At 63.6% G+C, this 23,602-nt stretch carries 28 protein-coding genes; 17 read left to right on the top strand and 11 right to left on the bottom strand.

The features are described 5' to 3' along the window. A partial coding sequence (locus T331_RS19395) for an ATP-binding protein (RefSeq protein ID WP_026439205.1) occupies positions 1-180 on the top strand: 180 nt, incomplete at its 5' end. 116 nt (positions 181-296) lie between these two features. On the opposite strand, the gene T331_RS0104635 is transcribed toward T331_RS19395, so the two are convergent. The 5 genes from T331_RS0104635 to T331_RS20600 all read right to left on the bottom strand — a co-directional run bounded on the left by T331_RS0104635 (position 297) and on the right by T331_RS20600 (position 3,136). After that, complete coding sequence (locus T331_RS0104635) at positions 297-785, bottom strand: hypothetical protein (protein WP_026439204.1); 489 nt, start codon at positions 783-785, stop codon at positions 297-299. A 24-nt stretch (positions 786-809) separates the two neighbouring features. Beyond that, entirely contained in the window at positions 810-1,070 is a 261-nt protein-coding gene (locus tag T331_RS0104630) for a DUF4142 domain-containing protein (protein ID WP_026439203.1), read from the bottom strand. A gap of 453 nt (positions 1,071-1,523) precedes the next feature. Further along, positions 1,524-2,414: an SDR family oxidoreductase gene (locus tag T331_RS0104620; RefSeq protein WP_026439201.1), complete on the bottom strand. Its 891-nt coding sequence runs from the start codon at positions 2,412-2,414 to the stop codon at positions 1,524-1,526. Positions 2,415-2,479: 65 nt separating this feature from the next. After that, positions 2,480-2,983: a YciE/YciF ferroxidase family protein gene (locus T331_RS0104615; protein ID WP_026439200.1), complete on the bottom strand. Its 504-nt coding sequence runs from the start codon at positions 2,981-2,983 to the stop codon at positions 2,480-2,482. 63 nt (positions 2,984-3,046) lie between these two features. Then, on the bottom strand, positions 3,047-3,136 hold the full coding sequence (locus T331_RS20600; protein WP_081822123.1) for a KGG domain-containing protein: 90 nt from the start codon (positions 3,134-3,136) through the stop codon (positions 3,047-3,049). A 377-nt stretch (positions 3,137-3,513) separates the two neighbouring features. On the opposite strand from T331_RS20600, the gene T331_RS0104610 reads away from it, so the two are divergent. Next, a complete protein-coding gene (locus T331_RS0104610; RefSeq protein WP_026439199.1) occupies positions 3,514-3,726 on the top strand; it encodes a hypothetical protein in 213 nt (70 codons plus the stop codon). A gap of 202 nt (positions 3,727-3,928) precedes the next feature. Here T331_RS0104610 and T331_RS0104605 read toward each other — a convergent pair whose 3' ends face one another. Continuing rightward, on the bottom strand, positions 3,929-4,873 hold the full coding sequence (locus tag T331_RS0104605) for a GlxA family transcriptional regulator (protein ID WP_026439198.1): 945 nt from the start codon (positions 4,871-4,873) through the stop codon (positions 3,929-3,931). Positions 4,874-4,954: 81 nt separating this feature from the next. On the opposite strand from T331_RS0104605, the gene T331_RS0104600 reads away from it, so the two are divergent. The 4 genes from T331_RS0104600 (at position 4,955) to T331_RS0104585 (ending at position 7,997) form a co-directional block, all read left to right on the top strand. Next, a complete protein-coding gene (locus T331_RS0104600; RefSeq protein ID WP_026439197.1) occupies positions 4,955-5,653 on the top strand; it encodes a DJ-1/PfpI family protein in 699 nt (232 codons plus the stop codon). 79 nt (positions 5,654-5,732) lie between these two features. Then, complete coding sequence (locus T331_RS0104595; RefSeq protein ID WP_026439196.1) at positions 5,733-6,179, top strand: MarR family winged helix-turn-helix transcriptional regulator; 447 nt, start codon at positions 5,733-5,735, stop codon at positions 6,177-6,179. A 66-nt stretch (positions 6,180-6,245) separates the two neighbouring features. After that, positions 6,246-6,575, top strand: a complete 330-nt coding sequence (locus tag T331_RS0104590; protein ID WP_026439195.1) for a hypothetical protein — start codon at positions 6,246-6,248, stop codon at positions 6,573-6,575. A 3-nt stretch (positions 6,576-6,578) separates the two neighbouring features. Then, positions 6,579-7,997, top strand: a complete 1,419-nt coding sequence (locus tag T331_RS0104585) for a DHA2 family efflux MFS transporter permease subunit (RefSeq protein ID WP_026439194.1) — start codon at positions 6,579-6,581, stop codon at positions 7,995-7,997. Positions 7,998-8,043: 46 nt separating this feature from the next. Here T331_RS0104585 and T331_RS0104580 read toward each other — a convergent pair whose 3' ends face one another. Both T331_RS0104580 and T331_RS0104575 read right to left on the bottom strand, forming a co-directional pair. Then, positions 8,044-8,787, bottom strand: coding sequence for an SDR family oxidoreductase (locus T331_RS0104580; RefSeq protein ID WP_026439193.1), 744 nt, complete (start codon positions 8,785-8,787; stop codon positions 8,044-8,046). A gap of 27 nt (positions 8,788-8,814) precedes the next feature. Continuing rightward, positions 8,815-9,498, bottom strand: a complete 684-nt coding sequence (locus tag T331_RS0104575; protein ID WP_026439192.1) for a DJ-1/PfpI family protein — start codon at positions 9,496-9,498, stop codon at positions 8,815-8,817. A gap of 79 nt (positions 9,499-9,577) precedes the next feature. Here T331_RS0104575 and T331_RS0104570 point away from each other — a divergent pair, with 79 nt between their 5' ends. Beyond that, on the top strand, positions 9,578-10,522 hold the full coding sequence (locus T331_RS0104570) for a GlxA family transcriptional regulator (RefSeq protein ID WP_026439191.1): 945 nt from the start codon (positions 9,578-9,580) through the stop codon (positions 10,520-10,522). Positions 10,523-10,547: 25 nt separating this feature from the next. Here T331_RS0104570 and T331_RS0104565 read toward each other — a convergent pair whose 3' ends face one another. Further along, positions 10,548-11,186, bottom strand: a complete 639-nt coding sequence (locus T331_RS0104565; protein WP_244876883.1) for a DUF2867 domain-containing protein — start codon at positions 11,184-11,186, stop codon at positions 10,548-10,550. A gap of 258 nt (positions 11,187-11,444) precedes the next feature. Between T331_RS0104565 and queE the strand changes: the two genes are divergently transcribed. The 3 genes from queE to queC are packed head-to-tail and all read left to right on the top strand — an operon-like array spanning position 11,445 to position 13,155. After that, positions 11,445-12,080 carry a 7-carboxy-7-deazaguanine synthase gene (gene queE, locus T331_RS0104560; RefSeq protein ID WP_026439189.1) on the top strand — a complete coding sequence of 212 codons (636 nt, stop codon included), beginning with the start codon at positions 11,445-11,447 and terminating at the stop codon, positions 12,078-12,080. Further along, on the top strand, positions 12,080-12,451 hold the full coding sequence (locus tag T331_RS0104555; RefSeq protein ID WP_008495178.1) for a 6-pyruvoyl trahydropterin synthase family protein: 372 nt from the start codon (positions 12,080-12,082) through the stop codon (positions 12,449-12,451). Before queE ends, T331_RS0104555 begins: the two co-directional genes overlap by 1 nt. After that, positions 12,451-13,155: a 7-cyano-7-deazaguanine synthase QueC gene (queC, locus tag T331_RS0104550; protein WP_026439188.1), complete on the top strand. Its 705-nt coding sequence runs from the start codon at positions 12,451-12,453 to the stop codon at positions 13,153-13,155. Before T331_RS0104555 ends, queC begins: the two co-directional genes overlap by 1 nt. 8 nt (positions 13,156-13,163) lie before the next feature. On the opposite strand, the gene T331_RS19030 is transcribed toward queC, so the two are convergent. Next, positions 13,164-13,754, bottom strand: a complete 591-nt coding sequence (locus tag T331_RS19030; protein ID WP_211248673.1) for a hypothetical protein — start codon at positions 13,752-13,754, stop codon at positions 13,164-13,166. 468 nt (positions 13,755-14,222) lie between these two features. After that, positions 14,223-15,245, bottom strand: coding sequence for a hypothetical protein (locus tag T331_RS19780; RefSeq protein ID WP_155992610.1), 1,023 nt, complete (start codon positions 15,243-15,245; stop codon positions 14,223-14,225). A 204-nt stretch (positions 15,246-15,449) separates the two neighbouring features. Between T331_RS19780 and rimP the strand changes: the two genes are divergently transcribed. The 7 genes from rimP to galU all read left to right on the top strand — a co-directional run bounded on the left by rimP (position 15,450) and on the right by galU (position 23,591). Continuing rightward, positions 15,450-15,974: a ribosome maturation factor RimP gene (gene rimP / locus T331_RS0104535; protein ID WP_026439185.1), complete on the top strand. Its 525-nt coding sequence runs from the start codon at positions 15,450-15,452 to the stop codon at positions 15,972-15,974. Between the two features lie 8 nt (positions 15,975-15,982). After that, positions 15,983-17,500, top strand: coding sequence for a transcription termination factor NusA (gene nusA, locus T331_RS0104530; protein ID WP_008495175.1), 1,518 nt, complete (start codon positions 15,983-15,985; stop codon positions 17,498-17,500). Continuing rightward, complete coding sequence (locus T331_RS0104525) at positions 17,484-18,119, top strand: RNA-binding protein (RefSeq protein ID WP_026439184.1); 636 nt, start codon at positions 17,484-17,486, stop codon at positions 18,117-18,119. Before nusA ends, T331_RS0104525 begins: the two co-directional genes overlap by 17 nt. A 62-nt stretch (positions 18,120-18,181) precedes the next feature. Continuing rightward, positions 18,182-20,887, top strand: coding sequence for a translation initiation factor IF-2 (infB, locus tag T331_RS0104520; protein ID WP_026439183.1), 2,706 nt, complete (start codon positions 18,182-18,184; stop codon positions 20,885-20,887). An 18-nt stretch (positions 20,888-20,905) separates the two neighbouring features. Continuing rightward, complete coding sequence (gene rbfA, locus T331_RS0104515; RefSeq protein WP_026439182.1) at positions 20,906-21,316, top strand: 30S ribosome-binding factor RbfA; 411 nt, start codon at positions 20,906-20,908, stop codon at positions 21,314-21,316. A gap of 151 nt (positions 21,317-21,467) precedes the next feature. Continuing rightward, the gene (locus T331_RS0104510) at positions 21,468-22,442 is read left to right on the top strand and encodes an L-threonylcarbamoyladenylate synthase (RefSeq protein ID WP_035179076.1); all 975 of its coding nucleotides are present in this window, start codon (positions 21,468-21,470) and stop codon (positions 22,440-22,442) included. Positions 22,443-22,715: 273 nt separating this feature from the next. Further along, positions 22,716-23,591: a UTP--glucose-1-phosphate uridylyltransferase GalU gene (gene galU / locus T331_RS0104505; protein WP_026439180.1), complete on the top strand. Its 876-nt coding sequence runs from the start codon at positions 22,716-22,718 to the stop codon at positions 23,589-23,591. Positions 23,592-23,602 lie beyond the last annotated feature (11 nt).

The following is a 23,602-nucleotide window of genomic DNA, read 5'->3' as shown; positions in this document are numbered from 1 at the left end:
CATGAAATGCGCTCCGTCATCATCACCAGCCAGGTACCGGTCGAGCGCTGGTACGAAATCATCGGCGATCCAACCATCGCCGACGCCATCCTCGACCGCCTCGTCCACAATGCCTATCGCATCGAACTCACCGGCGAGAGCCTGCGCAAAAAGCGCGATCAGGCTACCGCTACCGCCTGAACTTGACCCCAAACAAGGACCCGATAATCATTCAACCAGACCCAAACGAAGACGTTCAGGTGGCCGACATCAAATCGGAACGCTGGCCGGCTTCAATTCGGAATCAGTGGCCGGATTCAAGTTGGAATGCATGGCCGGCTTCGTCGGAATCCGCAAAATACAACGGAATCCGGATCGTAGCCCTTCAGAAGCTGGCCGATCTCCGCGAAAGCGGTTTCCCAGGAGACCTCTTCATAATGATTTTGCCCCGCCCGGATCCGCATCGGATGGGTAAGGCGGCCGGCCTGCTCCAGCTGAAAATCGCTCCACTCCATCAGCGCGGTCACGGAATGTTTGCGAAAAAATTCTAGCTCCACGCGGTTACGAGTGATCTCCCATGCGGTCGCCTTGGCGCCGTTCTCGCAGAACTCAAACAGATGAGGCTTTGCAGGCTTCGCCCAGGCGCAGCTCACGCAGGCAAAGCCATCAGTCTTGTTCTGGCGGCTGAGAACAGGCTGCGCTTTTAGGGGAACATGTTCGCGCAGCAGAATATTGCCGAGGGAATGAACCGAACCCCAGCCGCCGGACGCATTCTTATAGGGTTTGATACGCGCGCCGCGTCTCATGGAATACCTCCGTTGAATGTCTGTTCAGTTTCGTTTTTCCTGCAAAAGTTCGAGATTGGACCGTAGCGCTGGTAGCTCGGAGTCAGCGAAACGTCTAAGCGTATGGTTATGCCCTGCCGCAGCCTCTTTATAGAAAAGCGCGATCTCCTTCTGCTCCACGTCCCGCGCCGTCGCGATGTAGGCGCGGTCGAACTGCTGCCCGGTCTTGTCTCGCAAGGCGTCCGTCGCTGGATGCTGGCCACTCAGCGGCACCGCGGTCGCGCTTCCCACTTTCGTGTGCGCCAAGCCTCTTAAAATGGTGTGATTTTTTTATGCTCGGGTGCGATCTTGTCCGCCAGGGAACGGGATTTTTCACCTCCTGCTTTTTCCGCCATATCAGCCAAATGGATTTGATCGGGGCTGAGATTGTAAGCCGCCGTGATGAAATCCTAATCCTTCTGAAAAAAGGGAGGATTATCTTCGGATTCGCCCCAGGCGGGCAATGTGAGCGCCGCCAGCAAAGCCACCGTTAGCAGCATCGGCAATCTGGTCATGTTTTATCCTTACCCTGCTGCTAATGATCCGTGCGGGGCGGCTTGTTTTTCATGGCATTGCGGTCCCCCGTCTCGGTGTGCTGTGCTTCGGAGGTCCTGGCAGGGGGACTGACGGGCTTGGTCGGATGTGTGCCACAAGGATCGATATCGCCTACCGGCTCGTTGGCCGTTATCCCGTCCTGGACCATGAAGTAGCTCCCTTCGATTAAGGCAAGTGTCCGCCGCCGGTGACACCATAAATTTCTCCGGTGACGAAGCTTGATTCCTGCGAGGCCAGCAACACGTAAACCGGCGCAAGTTCCGCCGGCTGGCCCGGACGCTTCATCGGTACTTCGGCGCCAAACGCCTGGACCTTTTCCTGCGGTTGGCCACCGCTTGGCTGCAGCGGCGTCCAGACGGGGCCCAGAGCCACGGCATTTACCCGAATCCCTTTCTCAGCCACCTGTTTGGCCAGGCCGTGGGTAAACGCTGCAATCGCCGCTTTTGTCGAGGCATAGTCCAACAGCCCCGGCGACGGCTTGTAGGCCTGGATCGAGGTTGTATTGATGATTGTGCTTCCAGGCGGCATGGCGGGGAGAGCCGCCTTGCAGAGCCAGAACATCGCATAGACATTGGTTCTGAAGGTCTTATCGAATTGCTCCGTGGTAAAATCCGAAATCTGCTCGACATAGACTTGCATGCCGGCAACATTGACCAGAATATCCAGCCCGCCCAGCGCCTGAGTGGCGTCTTCCACGAGTTGTAGGCAAAATGCCTCATCCGATAAATCGCCCGGTAAAAGCGTGATATTCCGCCCTTCCTCGATGAGGATGCGATTTACTTCCGCCGCATCCTCATCCTCGGCAGAGAGGTAGTTGATCGCGATGTCGGCGCCTTCGCGTGCAAAAGCGATTGCGATTGCCCGCCCAATGCCGCTATCGCCGCCGGTAATCAGCGCCCTTCGACCTTTCAGCCTCCCGAAACCCTCATAGCTGCGCTCGCCGTGATCCGGCTTTGGCACCATATCAGCCGCGAGACCAGGCGGGGATTGGGGCTGCCTCTCAAACTCAGGCTTCGGATATTGGGTTGTCGGGTCTTTCATGTTGTACTGATTCACGGCGCTTGGTTTCTCTTTTCAGAGCCTGTTAAAGGAGGTTTAGCCTCGTGCCGAACCCGCACTTGTCAGGCCGCCTTTTTGTTGACCTCTCGCTCGGCGACTTCGGTCAGCTTGTGATCGGCGTGTTTCTCTTCCTGCAACGTGACCTCCAGCAGGCCGACAGCTTCATCGCGGTTCAGGCGTTTCGCCATGGCGATCAATGTGCCATAGCGGCTGATCTCGTAATGCTCGACAGCCTGCGCCGCCGAGGCGATCGCCGCGTCCAGCACGTCGAGGTCGCCAACATCGCTCATCCCCTGCTTGGCTTCGGCGATAATGCCTTCGATGGCTTCGCAGGTCACACCCTTCGCCTCGGTATTGAGATGCTGGAACACTGTCTCAAGCCGTTTGATCTGTTCCTGCGTTTCGGTGAAATGTGTCGACAGCGCGGTTTTCAACGCCTCATTATTGGATTTTTCGATCATCGTCGGCAATACCTTGATGATTTGGTGCTCCGCATAATAGATATCGCGCAGCGTATGCAGATACAGGTCATCAAGCGTTTTGATCGGGGTGGTGAAAAGGCCCATTGTCGTTCTCCTGGTGGCGATGAGGGATCGGGAGCGCGCGACACGCTCCCGATCGGTCCTGGGTCAGTGCGAGCTGCCCTTGCGGCCGGCTTCGGACGAACGCTCGCGGTCATTGGCGAAATTTCCAGGATTTGAATTATGTTTTTTAGCCATAGCGTTTCTCCGTTCTGTTATCGTCAGAGGCAGCACGCCGCCTGACAAGCGGGAGGTTGGAAGTTATCGAAGAGATTGCAACAGAGGCTGGAATTAACATACGGCTTTTAACCATTCCCAGGAAAACCTCCTTTATAAACCTAAGAAAAGTCTGGTTAGGTTAGTTCAACTGTCATGAAATCAATGTTTGTGAGACGGGTTTCAAGGCGGTGCTGGCCGATGTGATGTTCATGTGATTCTAGACATTCAATTTTTGCTCGTTAGGAGATGAGTTTTTTCCTATGCTCGGGCTTCGGCATCGCGAAGGAGCTTCGATCATGATAAAATTTATATGTGCGGTGTCTCTGGCTCTGTTAGCGGCCAACTGCGGTCCGGTTATGGCGCAACCGCTGACCTCCCCCAATCAGGACGCGACCAGCACCACCCCGAAGGCGCCGCATCCTGAAACGACAAAAAAGCCCCATGAAATGCGGCAAACTGGAAAGCCTCAGGATGCGGCGCCGCCCTCCGGCGGGGTGGATTCCGGCTCTTCAAATGGCATGACCGGAAATAATGGCGGCGATGGCACTGCCAGCAGCGGTCAGAAATAGCCTGCCTCCACCTTCGGTCGTGCCTCCATTTGTGATGCAGGAGGTCGGTAACCTGAAGGTCACATGCTCAAATCGAACTCCCGAAGCCGGACATCAGTGCTTTAAATTGGAGACCCAGCGGGCTTTCTGTGTCCAGAAGCCGTCATCCCAAAACTACCTCCGGAATCCTACTGGAACCACCCGAGAGAAAACCAAGTCGTGCTCAGCCGTATGCGCAAACGCGGCGCATCGCCTGCGGGGGCTGGCCGAAATGGCGGGTGAATGCCCGGCGCATTCGTTCGGGGTCGTGAAATCCCGTTGATGCCGCGATTTGTTCGATCGGCTCGCGGGAGGATTCGACGCGCTCTCGGGCGACTTCGAGCCTTAACCGTTCCACGGCCCTGGCCGGGCTGACCCCGATCTCGCGCGTGAAGGCGCGGGCAAAGTTGCGCGGGCTCATCGCCATGTATGCCGCGAGCCGCTCCACGGTCAGGCGCTCGGTAAGATGGGCGCGCATGTAATCCAACAAGGGCGCGAAGGGTGTGGCATTGCTGCCCAGCTCGGCCAGCGCGGAAAATTGCGATTGCCCGCCTGGCCGGCGGTAATAGACGACCATCTGTTGCGCGACATGTTTTGCGACCGCTTCCCCCAGATCCTCCGCGACCAGCGCCAAGGCCAGATCGATTCCCGCGCTGATGCCGGCGGACGTCCAGATCGTGCCGTCTCGGACATGGATGCGATCGGCTTCGACCCGTATGGCCGGAAAGAGGCGCTGCAATTCTTCCGCCCGATGCCAGTGGGTCGTTGCCCGTTTGCCGTCGAGCAGCCCCGCCGCGGCCAGCAGAAAAGCACCTGAACAGACGCTGCAGAGACGCCGCGTATCCCGGGCGCGGCTGCGAAGATAGGCGGTGTTCTCATGATGGTGCATCGCCCGTCGGCTGCCATTGCCGCCGACCACGATCAGCGTGTCCATGGCCGGCGCGTCATCGGCCCGGAGGCTGTCGAGGGTGAGGCCGGACGAACTGCGGACCGCGCCGCCATGCATCGAGATGAGATGGAGGCGGTAGGAGCCGGGCGCGAGCCGCTCGGCAATCTCGAACACGGTGGTCGGGCCGGCGGCGTCGAGGATCTGGAAATCCTCGAAGAGGAAGAGGGCAACATTCTTCATTGCTGGCAGAAAATGAGGGATCATTGTCATTTGGTCAATCGGCCAGTTCGGGCATGGTTTCGTCAGCATCAGGAGCCTGTCATGAACAACCCGCCATTACGCATCGTCTTCGCCATCTATCCCGGCATGACCCAGCTTGATTTCACCGGGCCGCATCAGTTTTTCGTGCGCTGGCCCGATAGCGAGGTGATCATCGCCAGCCCCGCCGGGGGCGACGTGCCGAGCGAGGGATTGATCTTTGCTGGAACCAGGCGGCTGGCGGAGATAGAGGCCTGCGATCTGATTTGTGTGCCGGGCGGCCGCAGCACGACGGCCACGGCGCTGGATTCGGCCTTCATTGCCGAGATCCGGCGGCTGGGACTGGCCGCGCGCTATGTCACCTCGGTTTGTACCGGCTCGTTGATCCTCGGCGCTGCCGGTCTGCTGGTTGGCCGGCGGGCGGCCTGCCACTGGGCCTGGCGGCATCTTCTGCCACTGTTTGGCGCGACTGCCGATGACGGACGCGTCGTGCGTGATGGAAACATCATAACCGGTGGCGGGGTGACGGCGGGCATCGATTTCGCGCTGGCGGTGCTGGCCGAGATCGGGGGCGTGGAGCAGGCACAGATCATTCAGCTTGGGCTTGAATATGCCCCCGCGCCGCCGTTCGACGCGGGACGCCCTGAAACCGCCCCGGCGGCGATCCTGGCGGCGTATCGGGCGCTGATGGCGGATATTCTGCCGCGCCGCGAGGCGGAAGCGCGTGAAGCCGCCAACCGCCTTGGTATCGGGCGGGCATGACATAATCGTCGCTTGCATCGCATGTCGTATTTAGTAGTTAAACTTGCAAGTTTAGCTGTTTTTATATAAGGGTGAGGGCATGGATCGATCTTCCGGCATGCCCGCGCCTCTCGAAACCGCCGTTACGGAGCTTTCGCTGGCGGTCGGCCAGCTTTTGCGGCGCCTGCGTGCCGACACCAACCCGGACGGGCTGACATGGTCACAGACCATGGTACTGGCACGGCTCGATAAAGCCGGCCCGATGACGACAGCCGATCTCGCGCGGGCAGAGGGGGTCAAACCGCAATCCATGGGTGCCACTCTCGCGGAACTGGAGAGTGAGGGGCTGGTCTCGCGCCAACCGCATCCAACCGATGGCCGGCAGATCCTTTTCGCTTTGACGGAGACCGGCATTCAGGCGCGGCATCGGCGCAGTGCCGCGAAACAGAAATGGCTGCTCGAAGCCATGGCCAGACTTACGCCCGAGGAACGGGAGACGCTCATGTCCGCCGTGACGCTGATCAAGCGTCTGGGTGAGGCGGAATAGGTCGCAGCACGGGCCCAGCCGCAGCTTGGCGCCCAGCATTTATCGTCTGACAAGGAGCCTGCATTCATGAATTGGCTGCACGACATATCTTACCTGTTCGGTGGCATATTTCTCGCCAATGCTGTTCCGCATTTTGTCAGCGGCACGATGGGGCAGGCCTTTCAAAGCCCGTTCGCCAAGCCGCCGGGACAGGGGCTTTCCTCCTCCACCGTTAATGTCCTTTGGGGATTTGCGAACCTTGTCTTGGCCTATCTGCTGCTTATTCGCGTCGGCAATTTCAATCTGCATGCCGCCGATCAGGTCATCGCCGCCGGCGCGGGCGTGCTGCTGATCGGCCTGTTTTCCGCCCGCATATTCGGGCGTTTCCACGGTGGCCATTCGCCCAAGCAATCATAACGCATGCCCCAAGGCCCGGCCCCGGAAGATGTCGCGAAGGATACGCAGCTCGATCCCGCGGTATGGAGAATTGCCGCCGTCGCCTTGTTTGGCGGCCTGCTGGCGCAACTCGATGCCACCATCGTCAATGTCTCCCTGTCGAGCCTGGCTGCAGATCTACACGCAAGTTTTTCAATCATTCAGTGGGTCACCAGCGGTTATCTTCTGGCGTTGGCCCTGGCTCTGCCGTTGAACGGATGGCTGGTCGGCCGCATCGGCGCGAAATCGCTTTACCTTTGGTGTTTCGCGGGTTTCACCTTGTCCTCGGCGCTGTGCGGGCTGGCCTGGTCGGCGGATGGCTTGATCGCGTTCCGCGTTTTTCAGGGCATCAGCGGCGGGCTCCTCGCCCCCATGGCGCAGATGATGATCGCCAAGGCAGCCGGCAGGCACATGGCGCGTGTGGCTGGGTACATGGCGCTGCCGGTTCTGCTGGCGCCGGTCTTTGGCCCGATCATTGCCGGCGCCATCCTGCAATATGCGTCATGGCGCTGGCTTTTCCTGGTCAATTTGCCAGTCGGCGCGCTCGCCTTCCTGTTGGCCATTCGGTTCCTGCCGCGAGACCGGGAAGAGCTCACCCGCAAGAAGCTGGACTGGCTTGGCCTTGCATTGCTCTCGCCGGGACTGGCGCTGTGCCTCTACGGCGCGGACAAGATCGGTCGGATGACGGGCCGTGCAACCCTTACTGCCGGTATCATCATGATTGCCGGCTTTCTTTGGACCGCGCGGCGCAAAGGCGATGCGGCGTTGGTTGATCTGCGGCTGTTCAAGATCCGGGTGTTTTCGGCCGCAATCGTGACGCAGTCCCTCTCGAACGGCGTGCAGTTCGCGGGGCAGATGCTCATCCCCGCCTTTTTGATTCAGGCATGCGGCCGCGCGCCGGCCGAGATGGGCTGGATGCTGGCGCCGCTCGGGCTGGGCATGATGGTGACCTATCCGCAGATGGGTGCGCTGACCGACAGGTTTGGCATCCGCGCCCTATCGGCGGGCGGTGCGCTGCTGGGGTGCATCGCCACGCTGGCGTTTCTCTATCTGGCGCTCCATGGGCTCAACCTGTTCATCCTCATCCCCGCGCTGTTCCTGCGGGGCTTGGGCATGAGCGCCGTCGGCTTGCCATCCATGACCGCTGCATATGCCGCTATCCCCAAGCAAGATCTACCCATGGCGACCACCTCGCTGAACATCGCTCAACGCCTCGGCGGGCCGATCATGACAACGCTTTGCGCGACGTTCCTCGCCTGGCGGCTGGGGGCACATGGTTCCGGCCCGGCGGTGGCGACCGCTTACGCCTGGGCCTTTCTGCTGCTTTGCATATTTCAGGTCGCTGTTTTCCTCGCCGCACGCCATTTGCCGCGCCATTTGGACGATGTCAGGCGTGCTGAATGATGGAGGAGACGCTTGCGGGCATTTCGCCTGCTACCATGGCTCAGCCTCAAATCTGCGAGACACCGCCATCCACGACCAGCTCCGCGCCGACGACATAGCTGGACTCGTCACTGGCCAGATAGAGCGCCGCGGCGGCAATGTCCTCCGCTGTCCCCATACGGCCGATGGGCACCGTCGCAGCAGCTTTGTCGCGGAATTCCTGAAGCTCGTCCGGGCTGCGATGCCGGCTGATCAGGGGGGTGTCGATGAAGCCAGGAGAGATCGTGTTGACCCTGATCTTGCGATCCAGAAATTCGCGAGACCAGGTTCGTGCGAGCGACCGCACGGCTGCCTTGGCGGCCGAGAGCAGGGAAAGGCCGGGCCGGCCGACATGGATGATGAAGGAGGTGCTCAGGATGACCGAGGCGCCATCACGCAAAATCGACGCCACGGCCTGCATGGAGAAGAAGACGCCCTTGACGTCGATATCCATGATCTCATCATAGCGCGCCTCGTCGGTCTCGGCGAGCGGGGTGCCATAGGCGATGCCGGCATTGGCGAAGAAGACATCGAGTTCTCCAAAGGCTTTCGCAACCTCCTTGCTGGCCGCCTGCATATCCGCGACCGAGCGGGCGTCGGCCCGGAGGATCAGCGCCTCTTCGCCAAGCTCGGCACGCACCGCCGCGAAGCGGCTGGTATCGCGCCCGGTAACGGCCACGCGCGCGCCCTCGCGGAGGAAGAGCTTGGCGGTGGCCAGGCCAATGCCACTGGTGCCGCCGGTGATCAGGACGGTTTTATTCTTCAGTCTCATTTCCGTGGTCCTTTCTAAGCCAATCTCTCAACCGGCAGGCCGTAGCTGCGCGGCGACGATCGCGATGCGCCGTTCGGCATCGGCAAGCGCGGTGGAGAGACGGGCATTGACGGCCTCCAGGACCGGCCGCGGCGCCATCTCCGGTAACCCCGCCGCGAAGGGTGGTTCTGGCGCGTATTCCAGCAGAAGCTGGGCGCCCTGTGCGGCTTCCTCTCCCCGCAGCTCGGCAATCAGGGAGAGGGCAAAATCCATGCCGGCGGTCACCCCGCCGCCGCTGATGCGGTTGCCGTCACGCACCACCCGGCCAGCATCCGGGATCGCCCCAAAGGCGGACAGAAGCGTTCGAAAGGCCCAGTGGCAGGCCGCGCGGCGGCCATCCAGCAGCCCCGCCGCGGCGAGGATCAACGAGCCGGTGCAAACCGAGGTAACATAGCCAGCGCTTGCACCAAGCCGCCGGATTTCGGCGAGAAACCGGGGATTCTCCAACGCCGCAATACAGCCAAGGCCACCGGGGACGAGGAGAACGTCGCAGGAGTCTATCCTCTCCAGATCTTGCAGCGCGCCAAAAGTGAGGCCGTCCGCGACAATCTCTTTCTGGCTGAGCGCGGCGAGCTGGATATCCATCTCCGGCAGGACGCGGAGGATCTGATAGGGGCCCGTAAAATCGAGCGGTGTCACCCCTTCATAGAGGGGGATGACGACATTTGTCATGGCGGATCTCCTTTCGCCAACGACAGTGACGGAAAAAGACATTGGCATAAATGACGTATATCCCTTAATTTAAGACGTCATGCATCATATCGGTTTCTTTCTCTATCCAGGCCATCAGATCCTGGATTTCGCCGGGCCGTTCGGCGCGTTCGAAGCGGTCACCAGGATTGCCGGCCGGCCGCTTTACGCTCTGGAGGTCCTGTCGCGGGCCGGCGGCAAGGTGCGCGGCAGTGGTGGGGCCATGGTTGGAAGCCGCGCCCCGAAAGGCGTCGCGCTGGACACGCTGATCGTCGTGGGCGGCGACATCGCGCCGATGCGGGCGCCCGGTGAAGTTGCCGCCGTGCGCGCGCTGGCCGCAAAGGCCGCGCGTGTCGCCAGCGTCTGCACGGGGGCGTTCCTGCTGGCGGAGGCGGGGCTGCTGGCGGGGCGCCGGGCGACGACCCATTGGCGGGTCGCGCATCTGCTGCAGCGGGAATATCCGGCCGTCAGGGTCGAGGCCGATCACATCTTCATAGCCGATCGCGGTGTCTGGACATCGGCGGGGATCACCGCGGGCATCGATCTCGCCTTGGCTCTGATCGAGGCTGACCATGGTGTCGAGATGGCGCGCGAGGTCGCCCGCGAGCTCGTCGTTTATCATCGACGCTCCGGCGGACAATCGCAATTCTCGCCATTATCGCAGATGGAACCGGCAACCGACCGCATCCGCCTGGCGCTTACCTTCGCACGCGATCATCTGCCCGAGCCGCTGGGCGTAGAGCGCCTGGCCGAGGCCGTGCATCTCAGCCCGCGGCAATTCAGCCGCGCGTTCCGCCGAGAGACCGGTGAAACGCCCGCCCGGGCCGTTGAGCGGTTGCGCGTGGAGGCCGCGCGCCTGCGGTTGCGGGAGGGTGCCGAACCGGTGGAGCAGATTGCGCGCGCCGTGGGATTTACCGATCCCGAGCGCATGCGCCGCGCATTCGTCAAGCTCCATGGCATCCCACCACAGGCCATCCGTCGAGCCGCGCGACAAAATGCGGACTGAGCCGGCGCTCGCCCGCCTGGCCGCATTACCGCCAGCCGCGCGCCGCGGCGGCAGAGAGGTTGGAGCGGATGACCTGCCGATGAAACGGGGCGATCGCCAACAAATAGGCCCTGCCGACAAGATTGTGGCAACGCACCACTGTCGTCGCGACAAGCTCCGCCCCCTCGCCATCATGCCGCGGCCGGATTAACAGCGAGGCCCGGAAATCGAGATGCCGATCATCCTCACCCAGCACAACCTCGTCGCGCGATCTTGACCTGACCCGGAAGAAATCGATGTACCCCGCCCCGCCTGCCACGGCCTGCTCCCGCAATTGACGCGAGGATTTGATGCCAAACGGACGGACGACCTGGTCGCGGATCGACAGCAGAGCCCGGAACCACGGGGCCGGGTGGCCGAGCGTGCTGCGGGCGAGAGCCTCGATGCCCCGCGCCGCATCCTCTCTGCTCAACTCCACGGCGAAGGCATCCGCAAGATCAGCACCTGGCACCCAGTCTGCGATCGTGCTCTCCTGCGGGCACGCGACCTGCCTGACGATTATTCTCATGGGCTCTTTCCTTGCCATTGTTGTATCGACCGCCCAGCGACGGCCCGGCGCGCGACGCATTGCATCGATCCCCGCCCGCAATTCCAGCGTCGCCTCAACAAGCGCAAAGCCTTCCATGAAACCTGAGTCGGGGTAACCCCAAGATTCGGAACTCAGGCGCCGCCGCAAGAGAAAATTACGACTTTATTGCTAGGGCGAGATGGGTAACCCCCCTCGCTCGACCAGGTTTTGCCCAGCAGCTTCACGTGTCTATCTCGACGCTGCCGCGTCAATCTAAACAGCTATTGCGCTGAGGGCTTTGCCGCAGCGGGGCAGGGTTTCGCGTAAGCGGCATTGCCATGCGGGCCGCCCGGCTATAATCCCCACGCCGCAGCCATGGCCTATAGCGTTAAAGAAATCTTCTACACCTTGCAGGGCGAGGGCCGGAATGCCGGCCGCGCGGCGGTGTTCTGCCGTTTTGCCGGCTGCAATCTCTGGTCAGGCCGCGAGGAAGACCGCGCCACGGCGATCTGCCGCTTCTGCGACACCGACTTCATCGGCACCAACGGCACCGGTGGGGGCCGCTTCGCCGATGCCGCCGGTCTGAGCGCCGCCATCGCCGCCGCCTGGCCGCAGGACCAGCCGGAGGACAGGCTGGTCGTGCTCACCGGCGGCGAGCCGCTGCTACAGCTCGATATACCTCTGGTCGATGCCCTGCATGCGGCGGGGTTCGAGATCGCGGTGGAAACCAACGGCACCATCGCCCCGCCTGCCGGGGTGGACTGGCTCTGCGTCAGCCCCAAGGCCGGCGCGGCGCTGGCGGTTGCGGGCGGCGACGAGCTGAAGCTGGTTTTCCCACAGCCGGACGCCCTCCCGGCGCGCTTCGAGGGGCTGGCTTTCCGGCATTTCCTGCTGCAGCCGATGGATGGCCCCGACCAGGCCGCCAACACCGCGGCGGCGGTAGCCTATTGCATGGCGCATCCGCGCTGGCGCCTGTCGCTGCAGACGCATAAATTTTTGGGAATCCGCTGATGTACGAGCTCAGCAAGCAATTCATCTTCGATGCCGCGCACACGCTGGAGCGCAAGATCGAGACCGACCCGAGCCGGCGCATCCACGGCCATACCTATCTTGCGGAGGTGACGTTGCGCGGCAAGGCGGACCCGGCGAGCGGCATGGTGATGGATGTCGGGCTGCTGGCCCGGCTGCTGGAGGAGGTGCGCGACGGGCTGGACCATCGCTTCCTCGATGAGGTGCCGGATCTCGGCCCCGCCACCATGGAAAATCTCTGCGCCTGGATCTGGACGCGCCTCGCCGCCGCCTGCCCGGCCTTGTATCGTGTGACCATCTCGCGCGCCTCCAACCAGGATCGCTGCGCCTATTACGGCCCGGAGGCGGCATGATGGACCAGAACGCCGCGCTGGTGCTGTTCTCCGGCGGTCAGGATTCCGCCACCTGCCTGGCCTGGGCGCTGGCCCGCTATGGCCGCGTGGAGACGCTGGGGTTCGATTACGGCCAGCGCCACCGGGTTGAGCTTGAGGTCCGTGCGCCGTTGCGCGAGGCGATGGCCAGGCTCGTCCCCGGTTGGGCGGCGCGGCTGGGCGAGGATCATCTGGTGGATTTCTCCGTGCTGGGCCAGATCAGCGACACCGCGCTGACCCAGGACTCGGCGATCACCATGCAGGAGAACGGCCTGCCCAGCACCTTCGTGCCCGGCCGCAACCTGATGTTCCTCACCTTCGCCGCCGCCATCGCCTATCGGCGCGGGATCAAGCATATCGTCACCGGCGTCTGCGAGACGGATTATTCCGGCTACCCGGATTGCCGGGACGATACGGTGAAGGCGCTGCAGGCGGCGATCAATCTCGGCATGGAAAGCCGCTTCGTGCTGCATACCCCGCTGATGTGGCTGGACAAGGCGCAAACCTGGGCGCTGACCCAAGAGCTGGGCGGGGACGGGCTGGTTGAGACCATCCGCACCGGCTCGCATAGCTGCTACAACGGCGACCGCTCAACGCTGCATCGCTGGGGCTATGGCTGCGGCAAATGCCCGGCCTGCGACCTGCGCGCCCAGGGCTGGGAAAAATTCTGGGCCGAGGCGGTCTGAGACTCAGTTCAGCCCTTCGCCGGGCGGGTGCGGCGGGGCTTGTGAGCCGGTGGCTCATCCGGCTGCGCCCGCGCCGCATCCAGCCGCAGCAGCTGCAGCGCCCGGAACCGGTCCGCCAGCGCGCCCATGAAACCGTAAACAACCAAAGCCCGCACCGGGACGATGATGGCAAATACCAGCGCCACCAGGCAGAGCGGCAGCATCAGCGCAAACCAGCCCCAGCGATGCAGCCGGGCCGCGACATAAGGCGGGGCCACGTAACATAGCCAACGGCGCGGCGGCGCGCCCATCGCCAAGGTTCTGGCCCGCTGTTCAGCCGGCATGCGGCCCGACTCATCCAGCCCTGCCGCGCGCAACGCCTCCTGCGGCGCCCCCAGCGACGGGCCGATCTGCGCCGGGGTCGCCGCCGGATCAAACCAGGGCTCGCGCCGCAACGCCCGCGCCAGCAGCCAGAAGCAAATACCGAGCGGGAAGAAAAACCCCAGAAGCGCCCAAAGGCACATCTGATTGTCCGGCGGTTTCACCTGGAAATAAAGCACAAAGTCCCAGGCCAGCGCGCAGATATAAGCCGCCATGGCCGCATAAGACATGACGCGCATGACCCGTATCGCCCAGATTTTGCCATATCTGGCCGGGCCAAGCACCGCGCCTACAGCAAGCAGAATCCAGACGACAGCAGCCCCAAGTAGGCCATTTAGCCAAGCCACGCTGAAATGAGATGAGAATATGATCGCTGGGACCATCATCATGTACATGGCAGGCGCGAAAATCGCTAAAAAGCCAAATCCGACCAATCCAGGCAGGGCCGAAGGCGGAGCCCCAGCCGAACGTTTGATGGGAGCGTCCTGCATGTTTGCCTCCTAACGCGGCCGGATACGGTTGATGGCCAAGTGAATGGACAAATAAAATTGCATATCTGTCCAGGGATCTGCGCCCCGCGGCCTGAAGATCGTCCGTTGACCGGTATGCTGTGCCACTATCTCATTCGCGTCCGGCATCACCGGATAGGCCGGCGGCTGTGGACTGAATTTGGCGCCAGGATCATGCCAACCGGCATCGACCTCGCCTCAAGCCCAGCGCATCCCGTGTACGGCCTGACGCGCATGGGTGACTACATCAAGCCCCGCGCCGATGACCGTACCTGGCGCATTGATGATTTCAATCGCCTCTCCAATCTTCGATTTACGGAGCTTTGCCAGGGTGTCATCAAGTTTCGACTTTAACTCAGCTTCGGTGCGCTTCGCGGCGCTGATCGCCCGCTGATAGCGCTGTTCGGTAGCCTGCAATGCAGGCTTGGCGCCGTCAGCGCCGCGCCTTTGAATATAGTTAGAAAGCCGTTGCTCCGCCTTATCCGCAAGTTGCGCTCCTTTCTCTAGACTCTCAACCGCTTCCTTGCCTTCACGTATGCCCACTCCAACTTCTCTTATCGCTTTTGGCAGGTTAAATGCCAAATCCGGCAGGCATAGCAACGGCGCAATCCATTCAATACCTTGATAAATAATCGATTTTTCCATGCCTTTTGCCATTCGGGCACCAAATTCAGAATGGTCTTCTGCCGCCATCATCTCAAAGGTAAAATGTGCACTATCGGCAGCCAGCAGGACAATAGCTGCTCCTGTCGCGATCATACCTAAGGTTCCAACTGCCGCTACGCCTAAAAAGCCAATGGCAATCACACCACCGATTGCAGCCACAGCATCGAACCCAACGACAACGCCATCCGTCTTCAAAGGATGTCGCTCTATCCACTCGTCCGCCGCCTTTACCTCTTCTTTTGTCTTACCCCAGGCTTCCGAGAGCACAGACGCAGCCGCATCTTCAAAACGCAGCAATGCGCCCTTCGAGGCAGGTCTGGTGGCTGGCGGCCTTGCAGAGCCATGCGCATGCGCGATCAGGACCGGAACATCCCCATCTTTATCCGCCACACCCGGGCGCAATATTTTGGCTCCCCCGAGAGAAACCCAGATGATCGCGGCATGAGGTTGTTGAATATGCTGCGCATACGCCGCCAAAGCCAACAGCGCCGGACCTTCACCACTGAAGGGCAGCCAAGTACTCACCCGTCCTGTCTCGCGTTGTCCGGCTCCCATTGCATCCCTTCCCTCGGCTCCCGTGCCCCGCTCCAGCCTACCCGGGTTGCCGCCAGGCGAACAGCCGCCTGCAAAACGACCCCACACCCGACCAACCAGCGAATCCCCCTTGCCCTTTCTCCCCCCCGGGCGTACATAAGCGCCAACAAAACCCGCTGTTTCACAGGGTGGCCCTAACCGGCCGCCTTTTTTATTGGATTTTACGTGTCAGATAACCGCCCGACCCATACCGGCCTGGAAGGCCGCATTGCCGACATGATCGTCGAGCCGCTGGAAGCCCAGGGCTATGAGCTGGTGCGCGTGCAGGTGATGGGCACCGAGACTCCCACCGTGCAGATCATGGCCGACCGCGCCGATGGCACCGGCTTCACGGTGGAGGATTGCGAGAAAATCTCCCGTCTGCTCTCCGCCGTGCTGGACGTGGAAGACCCGATCGATAGCGCCTGGACGCTGGAGGTCTCCTCCGCCGGCATCGACCGCCCGCTGACCCGCGCCAAGGATTTCAACGCCTATGCCGGGTTCGATGCACGCATCGAGCTGAATTTCCCGGATGCGGCGAACCGCAAGCGCTATACCGGCAAGCTGGTCGGCGCCGATGCCACCACCGCGAAACTCACCCTGGAAAATGGCGAGACCGTCGAGATCGCCCGTGATAATATCCGCAAGGCCAAGCTCGTCCTCACCGACGCGCTGATCGCCTTCACCACCCACCCCAAAGTGACAAACTAGAGGATCGCATGGACACCTCCGTCAACCGCCCGGAATTGCTGCTCGTCGCGGACGCCGTGGCCCGGGAAAAGCAGATCGAACGCGAGGACGTTCTGGAAGCGATGGAGCAGGCCATCCAGAAGGCCGGCCGCGCCAAATACGGGCATGAGAAGGATATCCGCGCCGTCATCGACCGCAAGACCGGCGATGTCCGCCTCTCCCGCTGGACCGAGATCGTCGAGACGGTGGAAAACGAGGAAACCCAGATCCCCGTCGCCATCGCCAAGAAATTCGCCCCCGAGAAAGAGATCGGCGACTTCCTGATCGACCCGCTGCCGCCGATCGATTTCGGCCGCATCGCCGCGCAGACCGCCAAGCAGGTGATCGTGCAGCGCGTGCGCGAATATGAGCGCTCCAAGCAGTTCAACGAATTCAAGGACCGTGTCGGCGAGATCATCAACGGTGTCGTCAAGCGCACCGAGTACGGCAATCTGATGGTCGATCTCGGCCGCGCCGAGGCGCTGCTGCGCCGCGATGAGTGCATCCCGCGCGAGAACCTGAAGAATGGCGACCGCGTGCGCGCTTATATCTATGATGTGCGCGAGGAGCCGCGCGGCCCGCAGATCTTCCTCTCGCGCACCCATCCCGGCTTCCTGGCGAAGCTGTTCGCGCAGGAAGTGCCGGAAATCTATGACGGCATCATCGAGATCAAGGCGGTCTCCCGCGATCCGGGCTCGCGCGCCAAGATGGCCGTGATCTCCCGCGACGCCTCGATCGACCCGGTCGGCGCCTGTGTGGGTATGCGCGGTTCGCGCGTGCAGGCGGTGGTGGCCGAGCTGCAGGGCGAGAAGATCGACATCATTCCCTGGTCGCCCAACGTCGCCACCTTCGTGGTGAACGCGCTGGCCCCGGCCGAGGTCTCCAAGGTGGTGATGGATGAGGAAGCCGGCCGCGTTGAAGTGGTGGTGCCGGACAGCCAGCTCTCGCTGGCCATCGGCCGCCGCGGCCAGAATGTGCGCCTGGCCTCGCAGCTCACCCGCTGGGATATCGACATCCTCACGGAAGCCGAGGAATCCGAGCGCCGCCAGGAAGAGTTCCGCCGCAAGACCGGCCTGTTCGTGGCCGGGCTGGATGTGGATGACATGATCGCCGGCCTGCTGGTGCAGGAAGGTTTCGAGACGATCGAGGATCTGGTCACCACCCCGCTGGAAGAGGTCGCCACCATCGAGGGCTTCGATGAAAACGTCGCCGGCGAGCTGGTGCGCCGCGCCACCACCCATCTCGAGCGCCAGGCCGCCGAGCTGGAGGAAAAGCGCGTCGAGCTGGGCGTGACCGACGATGTCGCCGCCATCGAGATCTTCTCCGCCAAGGATTTGATCGCGCTGGGCGAGAAAGGCGTGAAGACGCTGGATGATCTGGCCGATCTCGCCGGCGACGAGCTGGTGGAGATCCTCGGCGAGGATGTCATGAGCGAAGAGCAGGCCAATGAGATCATCATGGCCGCCCGCGCCCATTGGTTCGAAGGGGAGGATGGCGACGCAGCCTGACCCCCAAACCGCGCCGGAAGAGATCTTGGCCGATGAGCCGGAGCGCGGGCCGCTCCGGCGTTGTCTGGTCACCCGCACCCAGGGGCCGCGTGAGGCGCTGCTGCGTTTCGTGGCGGCGCCTGACGCAACCCTGGTGTTCGACCCCGGCGCAACCCTGCCCGGACGCGGACTCTGGTTGAGCGCGGACGCGGATGTGCTAGATTTAGCGGTCCGGCGTGGTGTATTCTCACGCGCCGCACGCTGCGCGGTGAAAGCCCCGCCGGATTTGCGCGCCCAGGTGGAAGCCGCGCTGACCCGGCGCATCACCGATCTGCTGGGCCTGGCCCGGCGCAGCGGTGCCGCGATCTCCGGCTTTGAGAAGGCCCGGGAATGGCTGCAGACAGGCCGGGCCGGGATCATCGTCCAGGCCGCCGATGGCAGCGCCGAGGAGCGCGCCCGTTTCGCGGGCGGACGGCCCATTCCCCAGCTGGCGGTTCTTTCCGCCGCCGCGCTGGGCCGGATCTTTGGCCGGGAGCATACGGTGCACGTTGTGGTGGCACCGGGGCGCCTCGCCCACATGATCGAAATCGAGGCGCAGCGCCTGCAAGGTGTTGCGAAGGAAAGCGTAAGCGGGCAGTAGAGCCCAACCAACAAGGCCGGGGTCAAATCCGGCCGCGATGTGAAGATTGGACCGGATTAGGCATGAGTGACGGCAACGACCAGAATGAAACCAAGGGCAGGCTCTCGCTGCGCCCCGCCGCGCGCGCGGATGCCGGGCATACGGTCGATGCCGGATCGGTGCGGCAGAGCTTTTCCCATGGCCGCACAAAGGTTGTGCAGGTAGAAGTTCGCAAGAAGCGCGGCGGCGCCCCGGCGCCCGCCGGTGCGGCGCCCGCCAGCACGGCACCGGCCGCGCCGCTTTCGCTGCGCCCGCAGAATAATGACCGCCCGGCCCCGTCCGGCAACGCGCCCTCGCGCCCCCGTCAGGGTGGTGGTGGCGGCACGTCTGGCCAGCGCGCGCTGACCGCGGCCGAGCTTGCCAACCGCCAGCGCGTTCTGGCCGCCGCCGCCAAGGCCGAGGCCGAGCGGCGCGAGCAGGAGAAGATCTCCATCCTCTCCGCCGCCGAGGAAGCCCGCCGCAAGGCCGAGGAAGACGCGAAGCGCGAGGCCGAGGAAGCCGCCGCCCGCGAGAAGGAAGCCGCCGAGGCCGCGATCCGCGCCAAGGAAGAGGCTGAGGCCGCCAAGGCTGCCCCGGCAACGCCGGCCACGGCCCCCGCCCCGGCCCCGGCCCAGCCGGCCGCGCGCCAGCCCGCCGCCACCCCAGCCCGCGCCGGCGCGCCGGCGCCGGCGCGTCCCGGCACCCCGGCCGCGCCGCGCACCACGCTGCAGCTCAAGCCCGGCGGCCGCGACGAGGAAGAGGACGCCCCGCGCGGCCCACGCCGCCCGATCGTCACCGCGCCCAAGCGCGGCACCCCGGTCGCCCCGGCGAAGAAAATCGGCGACGGCAACCGCCGCGCCGGCCGTATCGATGTGCAGGCCGCAATCGCGGGCGAGGACGAGAAGACCCGTTCGCTCGCCTCGGTGCGTCGCCAGCGCGAGCGTGAGCGCCGCCAGGCGGAGCTGGAGAAGCTGCGCTCCGATGGCGTGAAAGTGGTGCGCGAGGTCGTGCTGCCCGAGACCATCACCGTGCAGGAGCTGGCCAACCGTATGGCCGCTCCCGGCCGCGACGTGGTCCGCGCCTTGATGAAGATGGGCGTGATGGTCACCATCACGCAGGTGATCGACGCCGATACCGCCGAGCTGGTGGTGCAGGAATTCGGCCACAAGGTCCGCCGCGTCTCTGACTCCGATGTCGAGCTCGGCTTGGCCGGCGAAGCCGACAGCGATGACGAGCTGCAGGCCCGCCCGCCGGTCGTCACCATCATGGGCCATGTCGATCACGGCAAGACCAGCCTCTTGGACGCGCTGCGCCATACCGATGTCGCGGCCCGCGAGGCTGGTGGCATCACCCAGCATATCGGCGCCTATCAGGTGACCCTGCCCTCCGGTCAGGCGATCACCTTCCTCGATACGCCGGGCCATGAAGCCTTCACCGCCATGCGCGCCCGTGGTGCCGCTTCCACCGACATCGTCGTACTGGTTGTGGCCGCCGATGACGGCGTGATGCCGCAGACCATCGAGGCGATCAAACACGCCAAGGCGGCGAACGTGCCCATCATCGTGGCGATCAACAAGATCGACCGCCCGGGCGCGGACGCCAACCGCGTGCGCAACGAGCTGCTGCAATACGAGATCGTCACCGAGAGCATGGGCGGCGAGACCATCGATGTCGAGGTTTCGGCGCTGAAGAAGACCAACCTGGACAAGCTGGAGGAAGCCATCCTCCTACAGGCCGAGGTGCTGGAGCTGCGTGCCAACCCGGAACGGTCCGCCGAAGGTGCTGTCATCGAATCCCGCCTGGACAAGGGCCGTGGCCCGGTGGCCACCGTGCTGGTCCAGAAGGGCACGCTGCGCCAGGGCGAGATCGTCGTGGCCGGCGCCCAGTGGGGCCGCATCCGCGCGATGATCAACGACAAGGGCGCCCAGTTGAAGGAGGCTCTGCCCTCCCTGCCGGTCGAAATCCTCGGCCTCTCCGGCGCGCCCACCGCGGGCGAGCCGTTCGTGGTCGTCGAGAATGAGCAGCGCGCCCGCGAGATCACCGAGTATCGCGCCGCCAAGCTGCGCGAGCGCCAGGTGGCCGCCCAGACCGCATTGCGCGGCACGATGGAGGAGATGCTCGCCCGCATTCAGGCCGGCGCGCAGAAGGAAGTCGCGGTCGTCGTCAAGGCGGATGTGCAGGGTTCGGCGGAAGCCATCGGCGTGGTGCTGGGCAAGCTCGGCAACGAGGAGGTCCGCGTGCGCGTGATCTATTCGGGTGTCGGCCAGATCACCGAGAGCGATGTGCAGCTGGCTAAGGCCTCTGACGGCCTGATCATCGCCTTCAATGTCCGCGCCAACGTCCAGGCCCGCGAGCTCTCGCAGCGCGAAGCCGTGGATATCCGCTACTACTCAATCATCTACGAGGTGTCGGACGACATCGAGAAGCTGGTCAAGGGCAAGCTCTCCCCGGTGCATCGCGAGAAGTTCCTGGGCTACGCGGAAATCCGCCAGGTGTTCAACATCACCAAGACCGGCAAGGTCGCGGGTTGTTATATCACCGAGGGCGTGGTCAAGCGCGGCTGCGGCGTGCGCCTGCTGCGCGACAACGTGGTCATCCATCAGGGCGAGCTCTCGCAGCTCAAGCGCTTCAAGGACGACGTCAAGGAAGTGGCGCGCGGCTATGAGTGCGGCCTCTCCTTCGCTGGCTACCAGGATCTGCGTGAAGGCGACGTGGTGGAGTGCTATGAAACCGAAATCGTGGCGCCCTGATCGTCCCGGAGCGGTTTCATGAAGCATCGCAACGACTCTAAAGCTGCCGCTGGCCCAAGCCAGCGTCAGCTGCGCGTGGGGGAGGAGATCCGGCATGTCCTCTCCGACATCCTCATGCGCACGGAATTCCACGACCCGATCCTGGCGCGTGAGCATCTCACCGTCTCGGAAGTGCGGATGTCGCCGGATCTCAAACACGCGCTGGTCTTCGCCACCGTGCTCGGCCAGAAGGATATCCGCCCGCTGCTGCCGGCGCTGAAGCGCGTCGCCCCGTATCTGCGCGCGCAGATGGCGCCGCGTCTGGGCCTGCGCGTGGCCCCGGAGCTGAAATTCGTCGCCGACGAGGCGCTGGACGAGGCGACGCGGATCAACAAGCTCCTGCACAGCCCGGAAGTGACTCGCGATCTCGGGCCCGACAAAAAAGACTGACGAAAGTTTTTTGGTGCCGCTTTTTTTCAAAAAAGCGGCAAAAACCTTCGGGGCGGTGACGACGACGGTGCAACGCCCCAAACATTCATGGGGGCTTTTTGAAAAAAGCCCCCACACCCCCAAAAACTTTTGATAATTTTCCGGCAGAGCCTTGGAACCAACGCCTCAGACAGACGACAAGCCGACCAAAATCCTGCGCAGCCCCGCCTGCGCGGCGAAGCTGCTGCGGGCCGGCAAGCTCGTCGCCTTCGGCACCGAGACCGTCTACGGCCTCGGCGCGGATGCCACCAACGCCCAGGCCGTCGCTGGTATCTACAGCGCCAAGGGCCGCCCCAGCTTCAACCCGCTGATCTGCCATTACCCGGATGCCGACGCCGCCTTCGCGCATGTCCAGCCCACCCGGCTCGCGGAAAAAATCGCCGCCGCCTGCTGGCCCGGCCCGCTGACCATGGTGCTGCAACGCCGGGCCGATTGCCCGGTCTCGCTGCTGGCCGGCGCCGGGCTACCCACCCTGGCCGTACGCATCCCCGCCCAGCCCCTGGCCCGCGAGATGTTGAAACAAGCCGGCCTGCCCATCGCCGGCCCGTCCGCCAACCGCTCCGGCCGCATCTCCCCCACCAGTGCCGCGCATGTGCTGGCGGATCTGGGGGGACGGATCGCCGGCATTCTGGATACCGGTCCGTGCCCGGTCGGGGTGGAATCCACCGTCATCGATCTCTCCGGCGATCGCCCGGTGCTGTTGCGCCCCGGCGGCGTCACCCGCGAGGCACTGGAAGCCCTGGCCGGCCCGCTCGGCGCGGCGCCAACCCCGGGTGCCGCCATGGCGTCGCCCGGCATGCTCGCCTCCCATTACGCCCCCGCTTTGCCCGTGCGCCTCAACGTTACCGCGCCGCTGGCAGAGGAAGCCTATCTCGCCTTCGGCCCCGCTCCCGCTGACCGGCTCTGCTTCCAGCTCTCCGCCAGGCGCGACCTCACCGAGGCCGCCGCCAATCTGTTCGAGGGGCTGCATTGGCTGGACGCCCATGCCAAGGGTGCCGCCGGCATCGCCGTCGCCCCCATTCCGGATACCGGGCTGGGACTCGCGATCAATGACCGCCTCGCCCGCGCCGCCGCCCCGCGCGGATAAGCGCCGCCCCCTCTTGGCAAATTCGTTACTTCGCAATATCGGATGATCGCGGTGCCTCATCGGTGCCGTGCCTCGCGCGACAATCACAGATAGGCGTTTCATTGCTTCCTCGTCTCAGGCCAACCCGCCAGACGCCGCATTTGTGGCTATTTTGTCACGATACGTCTGTTACCTTGTCCAGATTTCTGTCGCATTTAAGGCGCAAACGCTCACCCGCCGCCCCGTCCGGGGTTTCGGGTCTCACTCAAGATCGCTTCTCAGGAGGAACTTCCTTTGGTTAAACCGTTGCGCAAGGCCGTGCTCCCCGTTGCTGGCCTCGGTACGCGCTTTTTGCCGGCCACCAAGGCGATGCCGAAGGAGATGCTCCCCGTCGTCGACAAACCGCTGATTCAATATGCGGTGGACGAGGCCCGCGCCGCCGGCATCGACCAGTTCTGCATGGTCACCGGCCGCGGCAAAACCGCTTTGATCGACCATTTCGACATCGCCTTCGAGCTGGAAGCCACCCTGGCCGAACGCGCCAAGCGCGAGGCGCTGGCGCTGCTGCGCGAGGAGGCGATGCCGCCCGGCGCCATCACCACCGTGCGCCAGCAAGTGCCGCTGGGCCTCGGCCATGCGATCTGGTGCGCGCGCACCTTCATCGGCGACGACCCGTTCGCCATCCTGCTGCCAGACGATCTGGTGCTGAGCCAGACCCCCTGCATCGGCCAGCTCGCAAAGGTCTATAACGAGACCGGCGGCAATGTCGTCGCCATTTCCGAAGTCCCGCGCGAGCACACCGCCCGCTACGGCATCCTGAAAACCGGCGCCATCGAGGGCGACCGCGTCGAGGTCACCGGCCTGGTCGAGAAGCCCAAGCCCGAGAACGCCCCCTCCAACCTCTCCATCATCGGCCGCTATGTGCTGCTGCCGGAGGTGATCGGCTATCTCTCCCGCATGGAGGCCGGGGCCGGCAACGAGGTGCAGCTGACCGACGCGATGGCCAAGATGATCGGCGAGAAGCCCTTCCACGGGTTGAAATTCGAAGGCAAGCGCTTCGATTGCGGCGACAAGGTCGGCTTCCTGGAAGCCCAGATCGCCTTCTCCCTCGCCCGGCCGGACCTCGGGCCCGCCGTGCGCGAATTCCTGAAAAACTACGTCAACGCCTGAGACAAGAGGAA

The organism is Acidocella facilis ATCC 35904 (genome assembly GCF_000687875.1).
GTDB lineage: Bacteria > Pseudomonadota > Alphaproteobacteria > Acetobacterales > Acetobacteraceae > Acidocella > Acidocella facilis.
This window is presented reverse-complemented; position numbering and strand designations above follow the sequence as displayed.